The following is a 16715-nucleotide window of genomic DNA, read 5'->3' on the forward strand; positions in this document are numbered from 1 at the left end:
TCAAACTGTCTTACGGGATAAAGACAAGCCAATCACATCTTTGAAAAGACGGGTTTATCGAGGACCTCATTCCAAATTTTGCGAAAACGGCAATGGCGTGAAAACGCCAAAGCCCGGAAGAGACTTCCGGGCTTTGGACCTGCTACACATTTCGGGCAATCAAGCGGCAATTCCCCAATCGCTGCAATTGCTGTGGGCAAACATCCGTTCGAGATTGAGAAAACAGATCATGCTCGCGCCCTGCACAATGATGCCATCGGAAAAATCTGTTCCGGTGCTGGTGGCTTGCGGCACGGGTTGCAGGCTGTCCGCGGGAACCGTCAAGATGTCGGACACGGCATCGACAAGCAGGCCGACGACCGCACTGTCCACTTCCGCAACGATGATGGCGCTGCGCTCATTGGCCACCATGCCCTGCATTCCCAATTTGACCGCGAGATCGACGATGGGAATGACCGTGCCGCGCAGGTTTATCACCCCGATGACCTCAGCAGGGGCATGCGGCAAGGATGTGGCCGGTGCCCAGCCGCGAATTTCGCGGATGGACGTAGTCTTGACGCAGAATTCCTGTCCATGCAGCCTGAAGGCTAGGATTTCAAGCGCATCCGCCTGGCTGGTCGAGGCCGTCCGCATCAAAATTCCTCCCAGTTATAGGCCTTGGCCGCTGTCTGGAGACCCATGGCGCGGGCCACCTGCCCCACCATCCGCCGGGCCGGAGACGCAACCGGGCGGTGCTGTTCATGCGCAGCAGCCGGCTTTTTGGATGTCCAGCCAGCAGCCGAAGAGGCAGGCATGGTCTGGGACCCGTCGAGGTGGAATTGCGAAATCAATTGACGCAACCGGCCCGCTTCCGATGCCAACGAAGAGCTGGCTGCCGTCGATTGCTCGACCATGGCGGCATTCTGCTGGGTCACCTGGTCCATCTGGTTGACGGCGGTGTTGACTTCGGCAAGGCCGACCGATTGTTCGCGTGACGACAGAGCAATGGCATCAAGCTGGCTGTTGATGGTAACGACGTGCGCTTCGATGGCCTTGAGTGCCTCTCCGGTCGCCCGCACCAGTGTCACACCATTGCTGACTTCACCGGCAGAATTGCGGATCAACTCTTTGATTTCCTTGGCGGCACCGGCAGAGCGCTGGGCAAGTTCGCGCACTTCCTGGGCGACGACCGCAAAGCCCTTACCAGCCTCCCCGGCGCGCGCTGCTTCCACGCCCGCATTCAAAGCGAGAAGATTGGTCTGGAAAGCAATTTCGTCGATGACGCCGATGATATTGGAAATCTGGTTGGACGATTGCTCGATCCGCTGCATGGCATCGACAGCGTTGGAGACGACAATGCCGGATTCGCGGGCCGACTGGTTGGCCTCGATCGCCACATGCCGGGCTTCTTCGGCGCGCTTGGAGGAATTGGCGACATTGGTGGTGATCTGGTCGAGGGCGGCGGCGGTTTCTTCCAGCGATGCGGCCTGCTGTTCGGTGCGCTTCGACAGATCTTCGGCAGCCTGGCTGATTTCCCGCGAACCGCTATCGATAGAGCTGGTGGCATTAGCAACCGCACCCAGCGTATCGGACAATTGTGCAACGGCAGCATTGAAGTCATTGCGAAGCGCTTCGAACTCGGTGGCGAACGGCTGGCTCAAACGGAAGCCGAGATCGCCATTCGACAGTCGCTTCAGGCCATCGGCGAGGCCAGACGTCGCCTCTGCCATTTCTTCCGCACGCTTGCGGTCCATTTCTGCAACACGAGCCCGTTCCGCCTCGCTGGAATTGCGCACGCTTTCTGCTTCCCGTTCCAGTTCCCGGGCACGCAGGCCGTTATCTTTGAACACTTGCACGGCCTTGGCCATCCCGCCAACTTCGTCACGGCGCTCGGTTCCCGCAACATCCACAGAGAGATCGCCACCGGCCAGAGTTTCCATCGTTGCCGCAACCTTACGGATCGGCAGGACAAGCCACGAGCGGATTGCGAAGAAGCCGATGGTCAGGACGAGTGCCAGACCGGCTACGATGCTGGCCACCGTGACCATAGCGGCATGGCTTGAGCTCACGGATAATGCATCACTTTTCTGATCGGTGGCATTGTTCAAATCATCCACCAATTGCACGGTTTTTGGTGTAATAACGCGAAACGCCGCCTGACACTCATTGATAAAGGCGGCTTGCGCGAGCGCCACGCCCTCTGGCGAATTGCTGGCATTGCCAAGAGCAATGGTATTGGCACAAGTATTGTCGATGATGCGCAGACTTTCCGTCTTGGCATCGGCAACATCACGGCGCTGGGGAACCGCAGCAATGGCAATATCCATGAATTTTACGAAAGCGGCTCGCGAGGACTGAAGGTCCTGCTGAGAAGCGGCTTTCTCTTTGTCGGAGCGAGCGATCGTCAGTTCCGCGATTGCCGAGCGTGCACCCTGCAAGGCCCGGTTGGCGCGCGATATCGCTGTCGCAGCGGCAGTATCCTGAGATATGAGGTCGCTATAGGATGTGTCGATATCCATAATGCGCGTTCCAGCATAGCCCGCAACGCCCAGTGCAAACACACCGAACAGCGCCATTATAGTTAAGAATTTACCAATGATTGGCAGGTTTTTCATCGCAAAAATCCAGTTTTGTTTCGTTTCTGGCGCGATAATTCGCCATGACCGATCTGGTTCCTGGGCAATTTTTCCTATACTTAATGATTTATGTATAAAATTGAGACGTATCTGTTATCGAAATAGTGTACTACATTATTTCTACTCGTTGATCGGGAAATACATGAATTTCGAATTTTTTGAAGCCAATAAAAACCTGAAATAAAATGTATTTCTTTTTTTAATTTTGCAGAAAAATGCGATAAAAATATTGAACTACAAATATATAAATCAAAAAATCAAGACGGCCTTGATGCAATGGAGCTGCGCTCGATAAGCTCGGTCGTCAGAATGACATGCCGAGCTGGGTGGTTTGCGCCTTTTATTCTTTCCATCAAATGGGCTGCTACGGTTTTTCCCATATGATAAACCGGCTGGCGGATAACGGTGATCGGTGGAGAGGTCACAGCAGTCCAGTCGGCATCATGAAAGGCGATCAGCGAAAGATCCCGCGGGATCGATAGACCGAGATGCCGGGCGACCTTGAAGACCTCCAAAGCGATCAGACTATCCGAGGCGATGATGGCACTTGGCCGGTGCGCCGATTGCAGCAGATCAAGCGCCAGCGCCTCACATTTTTCCCGGCCATTCGCCCCGAGACGCACGGCCTCCAGCGGCGATGGCAGTCCTGCGGCAGTGCAAACAGCGATAAAACCTTCAACACGATGCCGGACCGATGCTGTATGAAGGTCGTCAAGGCTTTTCATTCGGTGATCAGCCGTATCGCAAGCCGTGATATAAGCGATCTCACGGTGGCCATTGCGAATAAGGATTTCTGTCGCCTGTTGAGCCGCCTCACGGTCATCCGTCGTCACCGTGTCAACACCCAGCGCCGGAAGGGCGCGATCAAGCAGCACGAGGGGACAGCCCGATTGCCGGATCTCCTGCAAGTGCTCGAAATCCAGCGTGCTTGCAGCCGAGATAATCAGCCCATCGACCCGTTTTGCCAGCAACGCCCTGACCGCAGCCTTCTCCGCCGCAACATCTTCGCCGGAATTGGTGAGGATAACAGTATAACCTGCCATCCGGGCCACATCGGCAATGCCACGCACGGCGGAGCTGAAAAACGGATTTTCAATATCCCCGACCACAACACCAATGGTGCCGGAGCGGCCCGTTGTCATGCTACGGGCCAGCTCATTGGGTCGGTAGTCCAATGTGGCCGCAGCCTCCAGAACCAGCATCCGCACCTTGTCGCTGACGGTGCCATAGCCGCCCAATACGCGCGCGGCAGTGGCCTTAGAAACGCCTGCGGCTCTGGCCACGTCGGCAACGGTGGCGGATGACTTCCTGATCGGCGGCTGTTCCATGACATTAGCTCTATAAGGGATATTGACGGACGGTCAATGCGAATATAACAATTGTCAAACCAAAAGAGACCGGTCTCTTTGAAATAGAGACCGGTCTCATGTTCAATAACAAGAAAACGGCATGCGACAAGCATTTGCCGGATGGGTGGTTGCCGCCATTCATCCGGATGGGAAACCGTGCACACCCTCACAAGGACAGCGCGGCATATAAAATAATCACCAGAGCGGAGAACAACGACAATGAACATAACCAAAGCAATTTCACAGAAGGCGCGTGGCGCAATGATCGCGGCGGCGCTCGCCTGTGCCGGATTGATGGCGCAGCAGGCCGTTGCAGCTGACAATCCTTACGGGCTGATTGACCCAAAGGTCATTAGCGTCGGCACCATGGGCGATTCCAAGCCCTATACATTCATCACTTCCGATGGCCAGTTCACCGGCTTCGACATTGAACTCTTTCTCAATGTCGCGGAACGCATGGGCTTCAAGAAAGATCAGGTTGTCTTTACCGGTCAGGAATTTTCGGCCCTGATGCCATCCGTGGCCAATGGCCGTTTCGATGTGGCCGTGGCGGCCATTGGCACCACCGAGGCCCGCAAGAAAACCGTCGATTTTTCGGATGGTTATCTGGCCGGTTATCTCTCGGTGCTGACGCCGGACACGAAAATTACCGATGCCGCCGGCCTGAAAGGCAAGCGGTTGGGCGTGGTACAGGGCACGTTGCAGGAAATCTATGCGACCAAGAATTTCAAAGACACCGATCTCGTCAAATTCCCCGACAATAATTCCGCCGTCTCGGCCCTGAACAATGGGACAGTCGATGCCCATTTCCTCGATTATGAGGCCGCCAAGGACTATACGGATCGTTTCAAGGCACTGAAAATTGCCGTCAACATTCCAAGCTTCGATGCGCCTGCCGGTTTTGTGATCCGCAAGGGCAATGATGGGCTGCGCGAGGCCTTCAACAAGGGCCTGCACGCCGCCATGCAGGACGGAACCTGGAAGAAGCTCTACGAAAAATGGTTCCCCGGCTCGCCGATGCCTGCCGAATATCTTCCCAAGCCCTGAATGTGGCTTCACCCGGTTGGCCATGAGCGCCAGCCGGGTGGTTACAGGCACATGATCAACACTGGGAAGGACTTTTGAATGGAATGGCTTGAAACACTGCGTCGCAGTTTTCTCGACTGGGACGCGATGGCCGAAGTGCTGCCTGCCATGATTACGGTCGGCTTGAAAAATACCCTTATCCTCGCCTTCGCCTCCACCGTGATTGGCGTGGTGATTGGCATGATCCTCGCCATTATGGGTATTTCGCGCTCGCCGTGGCTGCGCATTCCGGCGCGGCTTTATACGGATATTTTTCGCGGTCTGCCTGCGATTGTGACGATTTTGTTGATCGGCCAGGGTTTTGCCCGCATTGCCCGCGAAATCTGGGGACCATCGCCCTATCCGCTTGGTATTCTGGCGCTGAGCCTGATTGCCGGTGCCTATATTGGCGAAATTTTTCGTTCCGGCATTCAAAGTGTCGATCGGGGCCAGTTGGAGGCCTGCCGGGCGTTGAGCATGAGCTATGGTCAGGGCATGCGGCTTATTATTGTGCCACAGGGCGTGCGCCGGGTGTTGCCGGCACTGGTCAATCAGTTCATCGGCAATGTGAAGGATTCCAGTCTCGTTTATTTTCTCGGTCTTTTGGCATCCGAGCGCGAAATTTTCCGCGTTGGGCAGGATCAGGCTGTTGTCACGGGCAATCTCTCGCCGCTGTTGTTGGCGGGCATATTCTATCTGGTCATTACCGTGCCGCTGACCCATCTGGTCAACACCATCGATACCCGGCTGCGGCTTGGGAAAAAGCCAGCTGCCGAAGCCATCAGCGGTCTTGCTGAAGTGAGCGAGTTGGAGAAGGCGGTGGATGGTGCAAATGCGCCTGTCAAGGAGATCACCTTTACAGGTGGCAGTCTGGATGTGCGCGAGCTGACCATGGCCTATGGCACGCTGGATGTGCTGAAGGGCGTTGATCTTACCGTTAAACCCGGCACGGTTACCTGCATTATTGGCCCATCCGGCTCTGGTAAATCGACGCTGCTGCGCTGCCTTAACCGGCTGGTGGAACCAAAAGGCGGCGATGTTCTGCTTGACGGCAGCAGCATTCTGGCGATGAAACCGGAAAAACTGCGCCGCAAGGTTGGCATGGTGTTCCAGCATTTCAACCTGTTTCCCGATCACTCGGCGCTCGACAACGTGATGCTGTCGCTGACCAAGATCAAAGGCATGTCGCGGCAGGAAGCCGAACGGATTGCGCTGGCACGATTGCGCGATGTTGGGCTGGAAAGCCGCAAACATCACCGCCCCGGCGGCCTCTCTGGCGGTCAACAGCAGCGGGTGGCCATTGCCCGGGCGCTGGCGATGGAGCCGGAGGTCATCCTGTTTGATGAAGTCACGTCGGCGCTTGATCCCGAATTGGTGAAAGGCGTGCTGAACCTGATGGCCGATCTGGGCGAGCGGGGCATGACCATGGTGGTCGTGACCCACGAAATGGGCTTTGCCCGCCGCGTCGCCGATCAGGTGATCTTTATGGATGAGGGCAAGGTGGTGGAAGCCGGTTCACCCGAGGCCATTTTTGACCATCCCCAAAGTGCGCGGTTGAAGCACTTTTTGGCGGAGGTTTTGTAAGTGATAAATAGAAGGCAGAAACAAGCATGAAAAAGCTCAGATGGGGCGTGCTGGGAGCCGCCAATATTGCCCTCAAGGCCGTTATCCCGGCCATTCAAGCGGGAGAAACCGGTGTTGTTGCGGCGATTGCTTCGCGCTCATTGGCTAGAGCGCAGAGTGTGGCGGCAGACCTTGGCATTGCCAAAGCCTATGGCAGCTATGAGGAATTGCTACGCGATCCCGATATTGATGCCATCTATAATCCGCTGCCCAACCACCTGCATATGCCGATGACGCTGGCTGCCATCCGGCACGGCAAGCCGGTGCTGTGTGAAAAGCCGATTGCCCTGACGGCAGAGGAAGCAGAGCAGATTGCTTCAGCTTCCAGCGCTTCCGGTGTGCTGGTGGCAGAGGCCTTCATGGTGCGCCACCATCCGCAATGGCTGAAGGTGCGCGATCTGGTGAACGCTGGGCGGATTGGCGAGGTGCGGAGCATCCAGACGATCTTCTCCTATTATCTCGATGATCCCGCCAATGTGCGAAACCAGAAAGATATTGGTGGCGGCGGACTTTATGATGTCGGCTGCTACGCCATCAACACTGCCCGCTTTGTGTTTGATGGTGAGCCGGAGCGTGTGATTGGCCTGTTTGATCAGGATGAGACATTCCAGACAGACAGGATGATGAGCGGCCTGGCGGAATTTTCAGCGGGTCGCCACCTCACGTTTACTTGCGCAACCCAGCTTTCCCTTTGCCAGAAGGTCACGGTGCTCGGCACCAAAGGCCGCATCGAAATTGCCATTCCCTTCAATGCACCAACCGATGCGCCCACCACCATCACAATTGATGATGGCCGTGACCTGACCGGTGGCGGCTGTGAAGTGATCGAGATTAGCGCTGCCAATCAATATGGCCTGCAATGCGATGCTTTTGCCCGTGCGGTGCTGGCGGGCGAGCCTTTGTCATCCGGGCTAGGCGATGCCGTGGCCAATATGAAGGTCATCGATGCGTTTTTCCGCTCAAAGGCAAGCAATGGCTGGGAAAAGCCCTGAACCAATTTAAATCCTGACGATTGAAGACTGAGAGAAAACCATGTCGAAAAACAAGATATCAAGCGCTGTCATTATCGGCGGCGGCATTTTTGGAACGTCCACGGCGGTGCAGCTTGTCCGCAAGGGCGTCAATGTCACCCTGATCAATGACGGACCGGTTGGAAATGGCGCGTCCGGACGGTCCTTGTCCTGGCTTAACTCATCGCGGATGCGCTCAGATCCCTACCACCGCCTGCGCATGGCGGGCATTGATCGTTACCGCACACTTGCTGAGCGCTTTCCAGGGGCCGATTGGCTGTCCTTCAAGGGTGGACTGACCTGGGACGCCGACGACGCCAGCAATGAGATTGATGCCGCCTATGACCATGAGGTCAGGCTCGCCTATGATGCCGTTCATCTGGCCGCAGACGAGGTCAAGGCTGTGACGCCTGGCGTCGATGCGGACGCGGTCACACCACAGGGCGCTATTTTCAACGCGGCCGAGGGTTGGGTGGATTTGCCTGCCCTGATCAAAATTCTCGTCGATGAATTTAAGGAGCGCGGTGGCACGCTCGTCACAGATGCCGGGGCGGCCAGCGTGATAATTGAAAACGGTCGCGCCGTTGGTGCTCGCGCAGCAAACGGTGCGACCTATCCTGCTGATGCGGTCCTAGTGGCAACGGGACCGTCTGTTCCCAAAATGGCCGCTGATGCAGGCCAGAAAATTGACGACGGCACACCGATTTCGCTGTTGGTCACCACCAAGCCTCTCGGCCTTCCCTTGACAGCCGTGCTGAACAGCCCCCGCATCGCTATTCGTCCCGGCCCGAACAACACGTTCGCACTGGATTCGGCATGGTCCGAGGAAGAAGTCGGCACTTTATCCGATGGCAGCTATCAGGTGAAGCAGGAAACTCTTGATGGTCTGCTGGCGGAGGCCTCCAAGGTGCTGGAAGGCAATCCGAAGCTCGAACTGGCCAGCTATGGCGTCGGCCGCAAACCCATTCCCGGCGACGGTGAACCGGTCCTTGGCGAATTGGCGGCCATTCCCGGCTACTTTGTTGCCTTCAGCCATAGCGGCGCAACGCTGGGCCTGATTGTCGGCGAACTTCTCGCCTATGAAATCGCCAGTGGCGAACGCCATCCGATGCTGGCCACGTTCCGGCCTGAGCGCTTCGCCTGACGCGAACGTCACGCCGCCGGTCCAAACCGGCGGCGGATGTCTTTGGCTGATTGTCTTACAGTCTGTTCAAGAATTGCTGTTGGCCTGGCGAAAATGGTGATTTCGAGAACCAGAACGCAGCGTACTTAATGTACGTGAGGACAAGCATTCCAGGAAAAGTGCGAAGCGGTTTTCCGTTTGGAAATGCGAATCAAGCAGGCAAGCGCAGAAATCGCCATTTGCAGACGGTCAGCGGCGATTATTGGATAGACTGTCAGCGCGTCACATATTTGCGCCAGGGATGCGCTTCCTTGAAGCCGAGCATCTCGCGGGCCTTTCGGTTGGAAATCGGTGCCTCATTCTCACCCATCTCCCGTAGAACCGGCGTGTCGGGGCAATATTTGGCGAGAAATTCACGAGTCGGCAGATCGGCGGTGATCGTGTCGTTGACGGCATTGAACACCTGGAAACCGAGGCCGTCCTTTTCGATGCACAAATGGACGATTTCGCCGAGGTCGCGGGCGTCGATATAGCTCCAGGCATTGCGCTTGCGCGACATTGGGTTGTCGAGATAGCCAGGGAAATTGGCATAGTCATGCGGCTCGATCACATTGCCAATCCGCAGCGCATAGATATCGGCCTTGTAACGCATGGCAAAAGCCCGGGCGGTCTTTTCATTGACCACCTTGGACAGCCCGTAGCTGTCCATCGGGTCGCTGTCATAGTCTTCGTCAAGCGGAAAGCTATGGAAATCCTTGTCGCCTTCGGCAAAACAGACGCCATAGGTGGTTTCGCTCGACGCAATAATCACCTTGCGCACGCCAAGCTTCATGGCCGCCTCGATGACATTATAAGTGCCGACGACATTGGCCGAAAAGGTAGAATTGTCAGGCTCGATCATCACCCGGGGAATGGCAGCGAAATGCACGACGGCGTCGGGCGCAGATGGCGGCGCGCCGTGGTCGTATCCATCAAAACCGAAATGCGTCGTCAGCGCGTTGAACACCTGGCCGCTATCGGTGATATCGGTGATCAGCGTATTGACGCCAGGGCAGTCGAGCGGCTTCAGATCAAGGTTGAGGATCGAATATCCCTTGGCTAGCAGATGCGGAACGGCATGGCGTCCAGCCTTGCCGGTGCCGCCCGTAAAGACGATACGCTTGTTCATAATCTCTCTCCCTTATTTTCGGACGCGGATGTGTTCCACACAGATGTGTCAGGACAACGATCTCCCGGCGTTTTCGGCGCACACGTTTATGCGCTCGTCGCCGGCGCGGCAATGCAGGCCAGATGAACCGTGGAGACCAGTTGCTCGGCCCCATAGGGCTTGGTGAGCACACGAGCATCCGCTTCATCGCGCACGCAAGACGCATCACCCGTGGCAAAGACAATGCCTGCCGCTGGCCGGATCTGCCTTGTTCTTGCGGCAAGGTCCCGACCCGACATGCCCGGCAGGTTAACATCTGTCACCAGCACGTCAATCGCCAGGGTTTCAAGCGCGGCCATTGCCTGTTCCGCGCTGCCGACATCGATCACCACAAAACCGGCATCCTGAAGAATTTCCGCCGTATCCATCCGGATCAGCGCATCATCCTCAACCAATAGGACCGTCAGCGGCGCGGTTATGTCAGGTGCAGCCACAGCCGGTTTCGGATCAGTGATCCGGCCTGTCAGCCGTTGACGCTGATTGGCCAGAACATGCCGAAATTTTCGCGCCAGCGCCTCTTTCGTATAAGGCTTGGACAAAAGCTCTACGCCCGCATCCAGTTTGCCGCCATGCACGATGGAATTCTCGGTATAGCCTGATGTGAACAGCACGGCGATATTGGGCAGGCGTTCGCGGGCCTTGCGGGCCAGTTCAGGGCTTTTCAGGGTACCCGGCATGATGACATCGGTAAACAGGATGTCGATGGGAATACCGCTTTCGATCACGCTCAGCGCACTGCTGGCATCGACGGCCTTCAATACCCGGTAGCCAAGATCCGACAAGAGCGCCACGACCGTGTCGCGAACAGCCTCGTCGTCCTCCACCACCAGCACGGTCTCGCTGCCTCCGGTGATCGGCCCGGTATCGACGGCAATTTCCACGTCTTCGGCCTGCATGGCGCGCGGCAGATAAAGCCGGATTGTCGTTCCCTGGCCAATCTCCGAATAGATCTTCACATGGCCGCCCGATTGTTTGACAAAGCCATAGACCATCGACAGGCCAAGGCCGGAGCCCTTACCTTCCGCCTTGGTCGAGAAAAACGGTTCGAATACCTTGTCGATGATCTCAGGCGCGATTCCCGACCCGGTATCGCTGACGGCCAGCATGACATATTGACCGGCGATGACCTCGTCATGCGCCATGGCGTAATCGTCATCCAGATGCACATTGGCAAGCTCGATGGTCAGCATGCCGACCCCATCCATGGCATCGCGGGCATTGATGGCCAGATTGAGAAGCGCGTTTTCGATCTGTGCCGGATCGATGAACGTATTCCACAACTCTCCTGGAAACACTGTTTCGAGCTTGATCGCCTCACCGACGGCGCGCCGCAGCATGTCATCCATAGCCTGGATAAAGCGGCTGATATTGACGACCTTCGGCTCCAGCGCCTGACGCCGGCCAAAGGCCAGCAACTGGCTGGCAAGTTTTGAGCCGCGCGACACTCCGGCCATGGCATTGGCTACCCGGGTTTCAGCACGCTCATTGCCCGCCACATCTTTCGACAACAGTTGCAGATTGCCGGAAATTACCTGCAACAGATTGTTGAAATCATGGGCGACACCGCCGGTCAGCTTACCAACCGTTTCCATTTTCTGCGCCTGCGCCAGCTTGGCCTCGGCTTGCCGCCGTTCGGCAATTTCCGCAACAACACGCGCTTCCAGCGTCTCATTCAGATGGCGCAATTGCTCTTCCGCCTGCTCGCGGTAACGCATCTGCCGCGCCAAGGTCTCTGCCTGCTGTCGCAATGTCTCTTCGGCGGCGCGCTGGTGGGTGATATCGGTGTGAACGCCGACCCATTCGATGATTTCACCCGCATTATCCAGAAGCGGCAGCGCCCGGATGGCAAACTGGCGCCAGACGCCATCGGCCCTCAGGACACGGTGCTCATGGATAAACATAGTTTTACTGTCAACCGCCGCCCGCCAGGCGCCAATGGTGGCGGTAACATCGTCCGGATGGACGGCATCGGACCAACCATAGCCCTGGTATTCCGCCATGGACTGGCCGGTCAACGCCGACCAGCCGGCCTGTTCTCCCTCCATCCGGCCATCGCGGCCATTGGTCCACAACACCCCGTGAACGGCGTCCATGGCGGTGCGGAACCGGCGATTGCTGATGATCAGGGCCGCTTCGCGCCGCGCATGCTCCTGCATATCGATGCACAGGATATGAACCCCCGGGATCGAGCCATCCGCCTCAACATGCGGGATATAGCGGATTTCCAGACGATGCTCCGCGCCGTTGCGCAGGAGGGTGGCTTGCGAGGTAAAGCTTTCACCCGCAAGGCCACGCTCAATAGAGGAGCGGCGGTTGGCATAGGACAAATCGCCAAGCAGTTCGCGCACATGACGCCCAACCACCCGCTCAGGCGCAATGCCGAACCAGTCTTGATAGGTGGCATTGACGAAACGATAGATGTGATCCCGGTCAACATAGGAAATCAACATGGGCACGGCATCCGTAACCCGCCTCAACTCCGCCTCGCGCTCAGCCAGCCGCCTCTCTACCGACAGACGCGCGCTGTTATCGACAATCGTACACATCACGCCACCGACCTTGGCGTCGGCATCGTAAACCGGAGTATAGAAAAGATCGAGAAACAGTCTTTCCGGTCCCGACCGGCGATTCAGCACAATCGGCTGATCCCGATACACCACCGTTTCGCCCCTGAAACCAGCCTCCAGAATACCACGGTTCCAATCCCAGACTTCCGGGAAGGCGGTGGCAACAGGCATGCCGAGCGCTATCGGGTGGCGATCCGCAGCAATGACACTATAGGCATCGTTATAAATCATGATGTGGTCTTTTCCCCACATCAATACAGTCGCAACCGGTGAATTGACCACATTGGCGACCGTTGCCCGCAACTCTCCCGACCACGAACACACCGACCCGAGACTGGAATTGCGCCAATCCCGCCCCCGGATCAGATCGCCGCAATTGCCGCCACCTTTTGGCCATTCCACGTCTTGCATGCCCATATCTTGCCCGCCTATGGGCGAGGCCGCGTTGCGCAGTCCGTCAAGAGCTGCGCACACCATGTCGTTTGCGTTGGCATAGGCGCCGGACGCAAGGCTGGCATGAATGAAACCCTCGAGTTCGGGGGTGAGCGAAACGTTACGCAGGGGGCGACTGATCATAGGATTTCGTGACATGCTAAACTACCTCTGTCAATCAATGTCGTCCCGCCTGTTCAGGCTTTTCTCATCTGTCGTAAAGGAGGAGGAAATTTTGCTGTCAGCCATGGTATTTTACCGCAAAACTTGCTTCGGTTTCAGGGAATTTTTGCCTTAGAATTTTCAGGCATTTTTTTTGCTCTTCCCCCGCGTCCGACATCGCCTTATGTAGTCGTCAGAGAACGTTGATAGCCCGGCACTCGTTGATAGAAAGCAAGCAAGATGATCGCTCCAGCCCGCTGCGGTGTCGCATTTTGACCGCCCCCTTGCTTGCAACGCTCGGCTGGTCGGAGTTTTTTGCAGACCAGATCGGCCCGGATGAATCGACACTGACGCCTTGGCGTATCGCCTCCGTTCACCGCGCCCGGGTCGAAGCGATCCATGCTGGCGGACACGGTGATCTCGGACTGCCTCCACACAGCAATACCGCCGATTTCGCGGTGGGAGACTGGGTGCTTGCCAATCCGGCAACCGGGGAATTCGTCCGCAGGCTGGAGCGCAAGACCGTGTTGCAGCGGCGCACGGAAGGCCGCAACGGCCAACAGCTTGCTGCGGCCAATGTCGATACGCTGTTTATCGTCACGTCCTGCAATGCCGATTTCAATCCGGCCCGGCTGGAGCGCTATCTGGTCATGGCCAACCAGTCCGGCGCCCATCCGGTACTGGTTTTGACCAAGGCCGATACGGTTGACGATGCTCAAAGGTTCGTCGATGAGGCAGCAGGGCTGCAACGCGACCTGCCCGTGGTCACGGTCAATGCTCGCGCCCCGGATGCCGCAGCAGCGCTTGCGCCCTGGTGCGGCATCGGCGAGACAGTCGCCCTTGTCGGCTCGTCGGGGGTTGGAAAATCGACGCTGGTCAACACATTAGCCGGTTTTAAAACGGGGGCCGATTTCGAAACGGGAACCGGTTCGGAAACGGGCCTGCCCCAGAAAACTGGCGGCATCCGCGAGCATGATGCCAAGGGACGTCATACAACGACGGCGCGATCTCTGCATGCCATCAGCGGTGGCGGCTGGGTCATCGACACGCCGGGAATTCGTACGCTCTATGTCAGCGACGTGACGGATGGGCTCGATACCTTGTTCAGCGAAATTACCGATCTTGCGCCGCAATGCCGTTTTCGCGACTGCACCCATGCCCATGAGCCCGGCTGCGCCGTGCAGGCGGCCATTGCCAAGGGCAAACTGGCACCTGAACGCCTGGATCGCTGGCGTATCCTGCTGACGGAAAGCCGCAAGAGGACGCCGGTGACAACCGGGCCACGTGGCAATAAAATCCCGCGCAAAGGAAAATAAGCCATTTCCGCGGTACCGGGAAATGCAGAAATGGTCTATTGGCCCGCTTAGACTAATCTCAGCATTGAAGTTCGCGACATTCATCGCCATATACAGCCCATCGGGGTAAAATACCGACCATGACCGCCACACTGCCGGTCTCTCGGTCCAGACGCCCACATTCTCCCTCTTCAGAATGTCACAGATTTCAACCCACACTCTGGCGCTGCGCCGGAGCAAGCAAGATCGGACACCCATCATGGCTGAGAAGAAAACCAACGAAACGACCGCGCAAAAGCCTTACGAGCCTGTTTCCTTTGCCAAGAAGCACCGGATATCGGTCGAGGATGCCCGCAGCATCATCGAAAAACACGGCGCCGACCGCAAGAATGCCGATAAGGAAGGCCGTCGCGTCAGCGTCTGATACCAGCCAGGTGTCACCACGACGCTGGCAATATGACATTGGCATTTGGCCTGGCGACCTCAAGCCCGCGACGCGGATTTGAGGTCGATGCCATCAACCGTGCTGGGTCTCCGGCGCCATCACCAGACTTGGCGGGGCCTGCACGTTAGCCTCGCCCCGCAGCCGCTTGCCGATATAATCCAGGGCGTTCTGCAAGCCATTCATGGTATAGGGCTTTTCAATAGCGCCCACCGCACCGACGAAATCCGGCGGTATCCGCCGAAGATTGCCGGTGACGAAAACATAGGGAATACCCCGCTCAGTCAAATGCCGCCCAACCTCGATCCCGGTTGGTCCATCGAGAAGATGAACATCGACAAAGGCGAAGTCCGGTTTTTCCCGGTCGATGATTTCAATAGCCTCAGCACGGCTCATCGCCTGTCCGACGACAGTGTGGCCAGCTGCCTCCACTTCCGCTTCAAGTTCGAGCGCAAGCAGGGTCTCGTCTTCGACGATCATGATTTCCAATTTTATGCTCCAGATCAGCTATCAACCATCAGGGTGACCCGCACGATGGTCTGGCGGCCCTCAGTCTTGCGTTCAAGTTTGGCATCAACCTGCCGAATGCAGGTTTCCAGCATCAGGCGTCCGAAGTCGTCATCCTCGCTATTGACCGGCACCGGATCAGCGGTATCGCGCACTTCGATGACGAAATGACCGTTCGGCTGGTTGACGGTCAGGTGGATTTCGCCGCCGCCATCGCTCAAGCCACGACGCACCGCATCGCCGATCAGCTCATTGACGATCAGCGCCAGAGGCGACGCTTTCACGGCGGGAACGAAGACCGGAGAAAGATCCATGGTGATATTGATATCGCCCCGTTTCAGCGCATTGACAATGTCAATCACCAGTTCGCGGGCAAAATCCGCGACATCGAAACGCCCGACATCGCTCGAGGTAAACAGCTTTCGCTGTACCGTGCTCAGCGCTTCGACGCGATTAAGCACAGAGCGCAAGGTATGGCGCACCGTGTCGTCCTTGGTCATCCTCGCCTGCAACTTGACGATGGAGGCAATCGTCAGGAGATTGTTCTTGACGCGGTGATCGACCTCATGGACGAGCGTGGTTTTTGCCTCCAGAGCATCGACAAGATCCTGCGTACGCTGGGCAACGGCTGCTTCCGCCTGCGATTTTGCCGAGGCCAGCTGCACTTCCTTGCTTTTCACATCGGTAAAATCGAGTTGCGAGGCAAAGAAATAAATCACTTCACCCGCACTATCGCGCACCGGGCTGATGAACAACGCGTTCCAGAACGTCGTGCCGTCCTTACGATAGTTGAGAATATTGACAGAGACGTCCCGCTCGGCCTCTATAGCCTTGCGGATCTGCAACACCGCTTTGGGGTCGCTGTCAGGGCCTTGCAGGAAGCGACAATTTCTGCCGATCAGATCGTCAGAAGCATAGCCCGTCAGCTCGCAAAACGCATGATTGGCAAAGATGATCGGATTGTCGGCCTGCCTGGGATCGGTAATGATCATCGGCATGCGGGTCGCCTTGAAGGCGGCGGCAAATGGATCTTCCGATGCATGCTCTGCCAGAAGTCTGCGCCCGGCGGCCTCGGCACCGCGTCTAGCTGAGCTGTCGGTCATAAAACTTCCTGTTGTCGTTAGGAACGCGAAACGAGAAGAAATCCTATATGTTCCATCTGTTAAAAATAAAATTGATGTCCTGACATCGCAGAAAGCACCGCAACAGGACCTGCATTTCCAATCTTGCAAATTCTATAAAAAATGCCCAGATAATGCCCTTATAAATCAGTGAATCTCCAGCCCAGCGGGCAAACGTCATGGAAAGTTTACCCTCT

The 16715-nt window shown here is 56.9% G+C and carries 13 protein-coding genes; 6 read left to right on the plus strand and 7 right to left on the minus strand.

All coding sequences use genetic code 11. The features are described 5' to 3' along the window. Window positions 1–159: 159 nt before the first annotated feature. The 3 genes from H1Y61_RS18410 to H1Y61_RS18420 form a co-directional block, all read right to left on the minus strand. On the minus strand, window positions 160–633 hold the full coding sequence (locus H1Y61_RS18410) for a chemotaxis protein CheW (protein WP_012653898.1): 474 nt from the start codon (window positions 631–633) through the stop codon (window positions 160–162). Then, on the minus strand, window positions 633–2594 hold the full coding sequence (locus H1Y61_RS18415) for a methyl-accepting chemotaxis protein (protein ID WP_180574980.1): 1962 nt from the start codon (window positions 2592–2594) through the stop codon (window positions 633–635). The genes H1Y61_RS18410 and H1Y61_RS18415 overlap by 1 nt, the downstream gene beginning before the upstream one ends. Window positions 2595–2872: 278 nt before the next feature. Continuing rightward, a complete protein-coding gene (locus H1Y61_RS18420) occupies window positions 2873–3943 on the minus strand; it encodes a LacI family DNA-binding transcriptional regulator (protein WP_180574981.1) in 1071 nt (356 codons plus the stop codon). 282 nt (window positions 3944–4225) lie between these two features. On the opposite strand from H1Y61_RS18420, the gene H1Y61_RS18425 reads away from it, so the two are divergent. The 4 genes from H1Y61_RS18425 to H1Y61_RS18440 all read left to right on the plus strand — a co-directional run bounded on the left by H1Y61_RS18425 (window position 4226) and on the right by H1Y61_RS18440 (window position 8806). Beyond that, the gene (locus H1Y61_RS18425) at window positions 4226–5011 is read left to right on the plus strand and encodes an ABC transporter substrate-binding protein (protein ID WP_235680959.1); all 786 of its coding nucleotides are present in this window, start codon (window positions 4226–4228) and stop codon (window positions 5009–5011) included. 78 nt (window positions 5012–5089) lie between these two features. Next, window positions 5090–6613 carry an amino acid ABC transporter permease/ATP-binding protein gene (locus H1Y61_RS27025; RefSeq protein WP_180574983.1) on the plus strand — a complete coding sequence of 508 codons (1524 nt, stop codon included), beginning with the start codon at window positions 5090–5092 and terminating at the stop codon, window positions 6611–6613. A gap of 26 nt (window positions 6614–6639) precedes the next feature. Beyond that, complete coding sequence (locus tag H1Y61_RS18435; RefSeq protein WP_180574984.1) at window positions 6640–7644, plus strand: Gfo/Idh/MocA family protein; 1005 nt, start codon at window positions 6640–6642, stop codon at window positions 7642–7644. Window positions 7645–7684: 40 nt separating this feature from the next. Continuing rightward, window positions 7685–8806: an NAD(P)/FAD-dependent oxidoreductase gene (locus H1Y61_RS18440; RefSeq protein WP_180574985.1), complete on the plus strand. Its 1122-nt coding sequence runs from the start codon at window positions 7685–7687 to the stop codon at window positions 8804–8806. Between the two features lie 253 nt (window positions 8807–9059). Here H1Y61_RS18440 and H1Y61_RS18445 read toward each other — a convergent pair whose 3' ends face one another. Both H1Y61_RS18445 and H1Y61_RS18450 read right to left on the minus strand, forming a co-directional pair. Continuing rightward, the gene (locus H1Y61_RS18445; protein WP_235680933.1) at window positions 9060–9953 is read right to left on the minus strand and encodes an NAD-dependent epimerase/dehydratase family protein; all 894 of its coding nucleotides are present in this window, start codon (window positions 9951–9953) and stop codon (window positions 9060–9062) included. 86 nt (window positions 9954–10039) lie between these two features. Continuing rightward, window positions 10040–12976, minus strand: coding sequence for a PAS domain-containing protein (locus H1Y61_RS18450; RefSeq protein ID WP_180575200.1), 2937 nt, complete (start codon window positions 12974–12976; stop codon window positions 10040–10042). Window positions 12977–13425: 449 nt separating this feature from the next. Between H1Y61_RS18450 and rsgA the strand changes: the two genes are divergently transcribed. Next, window positions 13426–14469, plus strand: a complete 1044-nt coding sequence (gene rsgA / locus H1Y61_RS18455) for a ribosome small subunit-dependent GTPase A (RefSeq protein ID WP_235680934.1) — start codon at window positions 13426–13428, stop codon at window positions 14467–14469. A 238-nt stretch (window positions 14470–14707) separates the two neighbouring features. After that, window positions 14708–14872 carry a hypothetical protein gene (locus tag H1Y61_RS18460; protein WP_180574986.1) on the plus strand — a complete coding sequence of 55 codons (165 nt, stop codon included), beginning with the start codon at window positions 14708–14710 and terminating at the stop codon, window positions 14870–14872. A 93-nt stretch (window positions 14873–14965) separates the two neighbouring features. Here the strand turns inward: H1Y61_RS18460 and H1Y61_RS18465 are convergent, their stop codons facing one another. Further along, window positions 14966–15379: a response regulator gene (locus tag H1Y61_RS18465; protein ID WP_174112522.1), complete on the minus strand. Its 414-nt coding sequence runs from the start codon at window positions 15377–15379 to the stop codon at window positions 14966–14968. 14 nt (window positions 15380–15393) lie between these two features. Continuing rightward, window positions 15394–16500, minus strand: coding sequence for a PAS domain-containing protein (locus H1Y61_RS18470; RefSeq protein ID WP_174112521.1), 1107 nt, complete (start codon window positions 16498–16500; stop codon window positions 15394–15396). Window positions 16501–16715 lie beyond the last annotated feature (215 nt).

Origin of the sequence: Agrobacterium vitis, from assembly GCF_013426735.1 — a bacterium.
Classification (GTDB): Bacteria; Pseudomonadota; Alphaproteobacteria; order Rhizobiales; family Rhizobiaceae; genus Allorhizobium; species Allorhizobium vitis_D.

Coding starts and splice junctions, on each gene's coding strand:
- H1Y61_RS18410 (WP_012653898.1), bottom strand. CDS start 633: ATGCGGACGGCCTCGACCAGCCAGGCGGATGCGCTTGAAATCCTAGCC.
- H1Y61_RS18415 (WP_180574980.1), bottom strand. CDS start 2,594: ATGAAAAACCTGCCAATCATTGGTAAATTCTTAACTATAATGGCGCTG.
- H1Y61_RS18420 (WP_180574981.1), bottom strand. CDS start 3,943: ATGGAACAGCCGCCGATCAGGAAGTCATCCGCCACCGTTGCCGACGTG.
- H1Y61_RS18425 (WP_235680959.1), top strand. CDS start 4,226: ATGATCGCGGCGGCGCTCGCCTGTGCCGGATTGATGGCGCAGCAGGCC.
- H1Y61_RS27025 (WP_180574983.1), top strand. CDS start 5,090: ATGGAATGGCTTGAAACACTGCGTCGCAGTTTTCTCGACTGGGACGCG.
- H1Y61_RS18435 (WP_180574984.1), top strand. CDS start 6,640: ATGAAAAAGCTCAGATGGGGCGTGCTGGGAGCCGCCAATATTGCCCTC.
- H1Y61_RS18440 (WP_180574985.1), top strand. CDS start 7,685: ATGTCGAAAAACAAGATATCAAGCGCTGTCATTATCGGCGGCGGCATT.
- H1Y61_RS18445 (WP_235680933.1), bottom strand. CDS start 9,953: ATGAACAAGCGTATCGTCTTTACGGGCGGCACCGGCAAGGCTGGACGC.
- H1Y61_RS18450 (WP_180575200.1), bottom strand. CDS start 12,976: ATGGGCATGCAAGACGTGGAATGGCCAAAAGGTGGCGGCAATTGCGGC.
- H1Y61_RS18460 (WP_180574986.1), top strand. CDS start 14,708: ATGGCTGAGAAGAAAACCAACGAAACGACCGCGCAAAAGCCTTACGAG.
- H1Y61_RS18470 (WP_174112521.1), bottom strand. CDS start 16,500: ATGACCGACAGCTCAGCTAGACGCGGTGCCGAGGCCGCCGGGCGCAGA.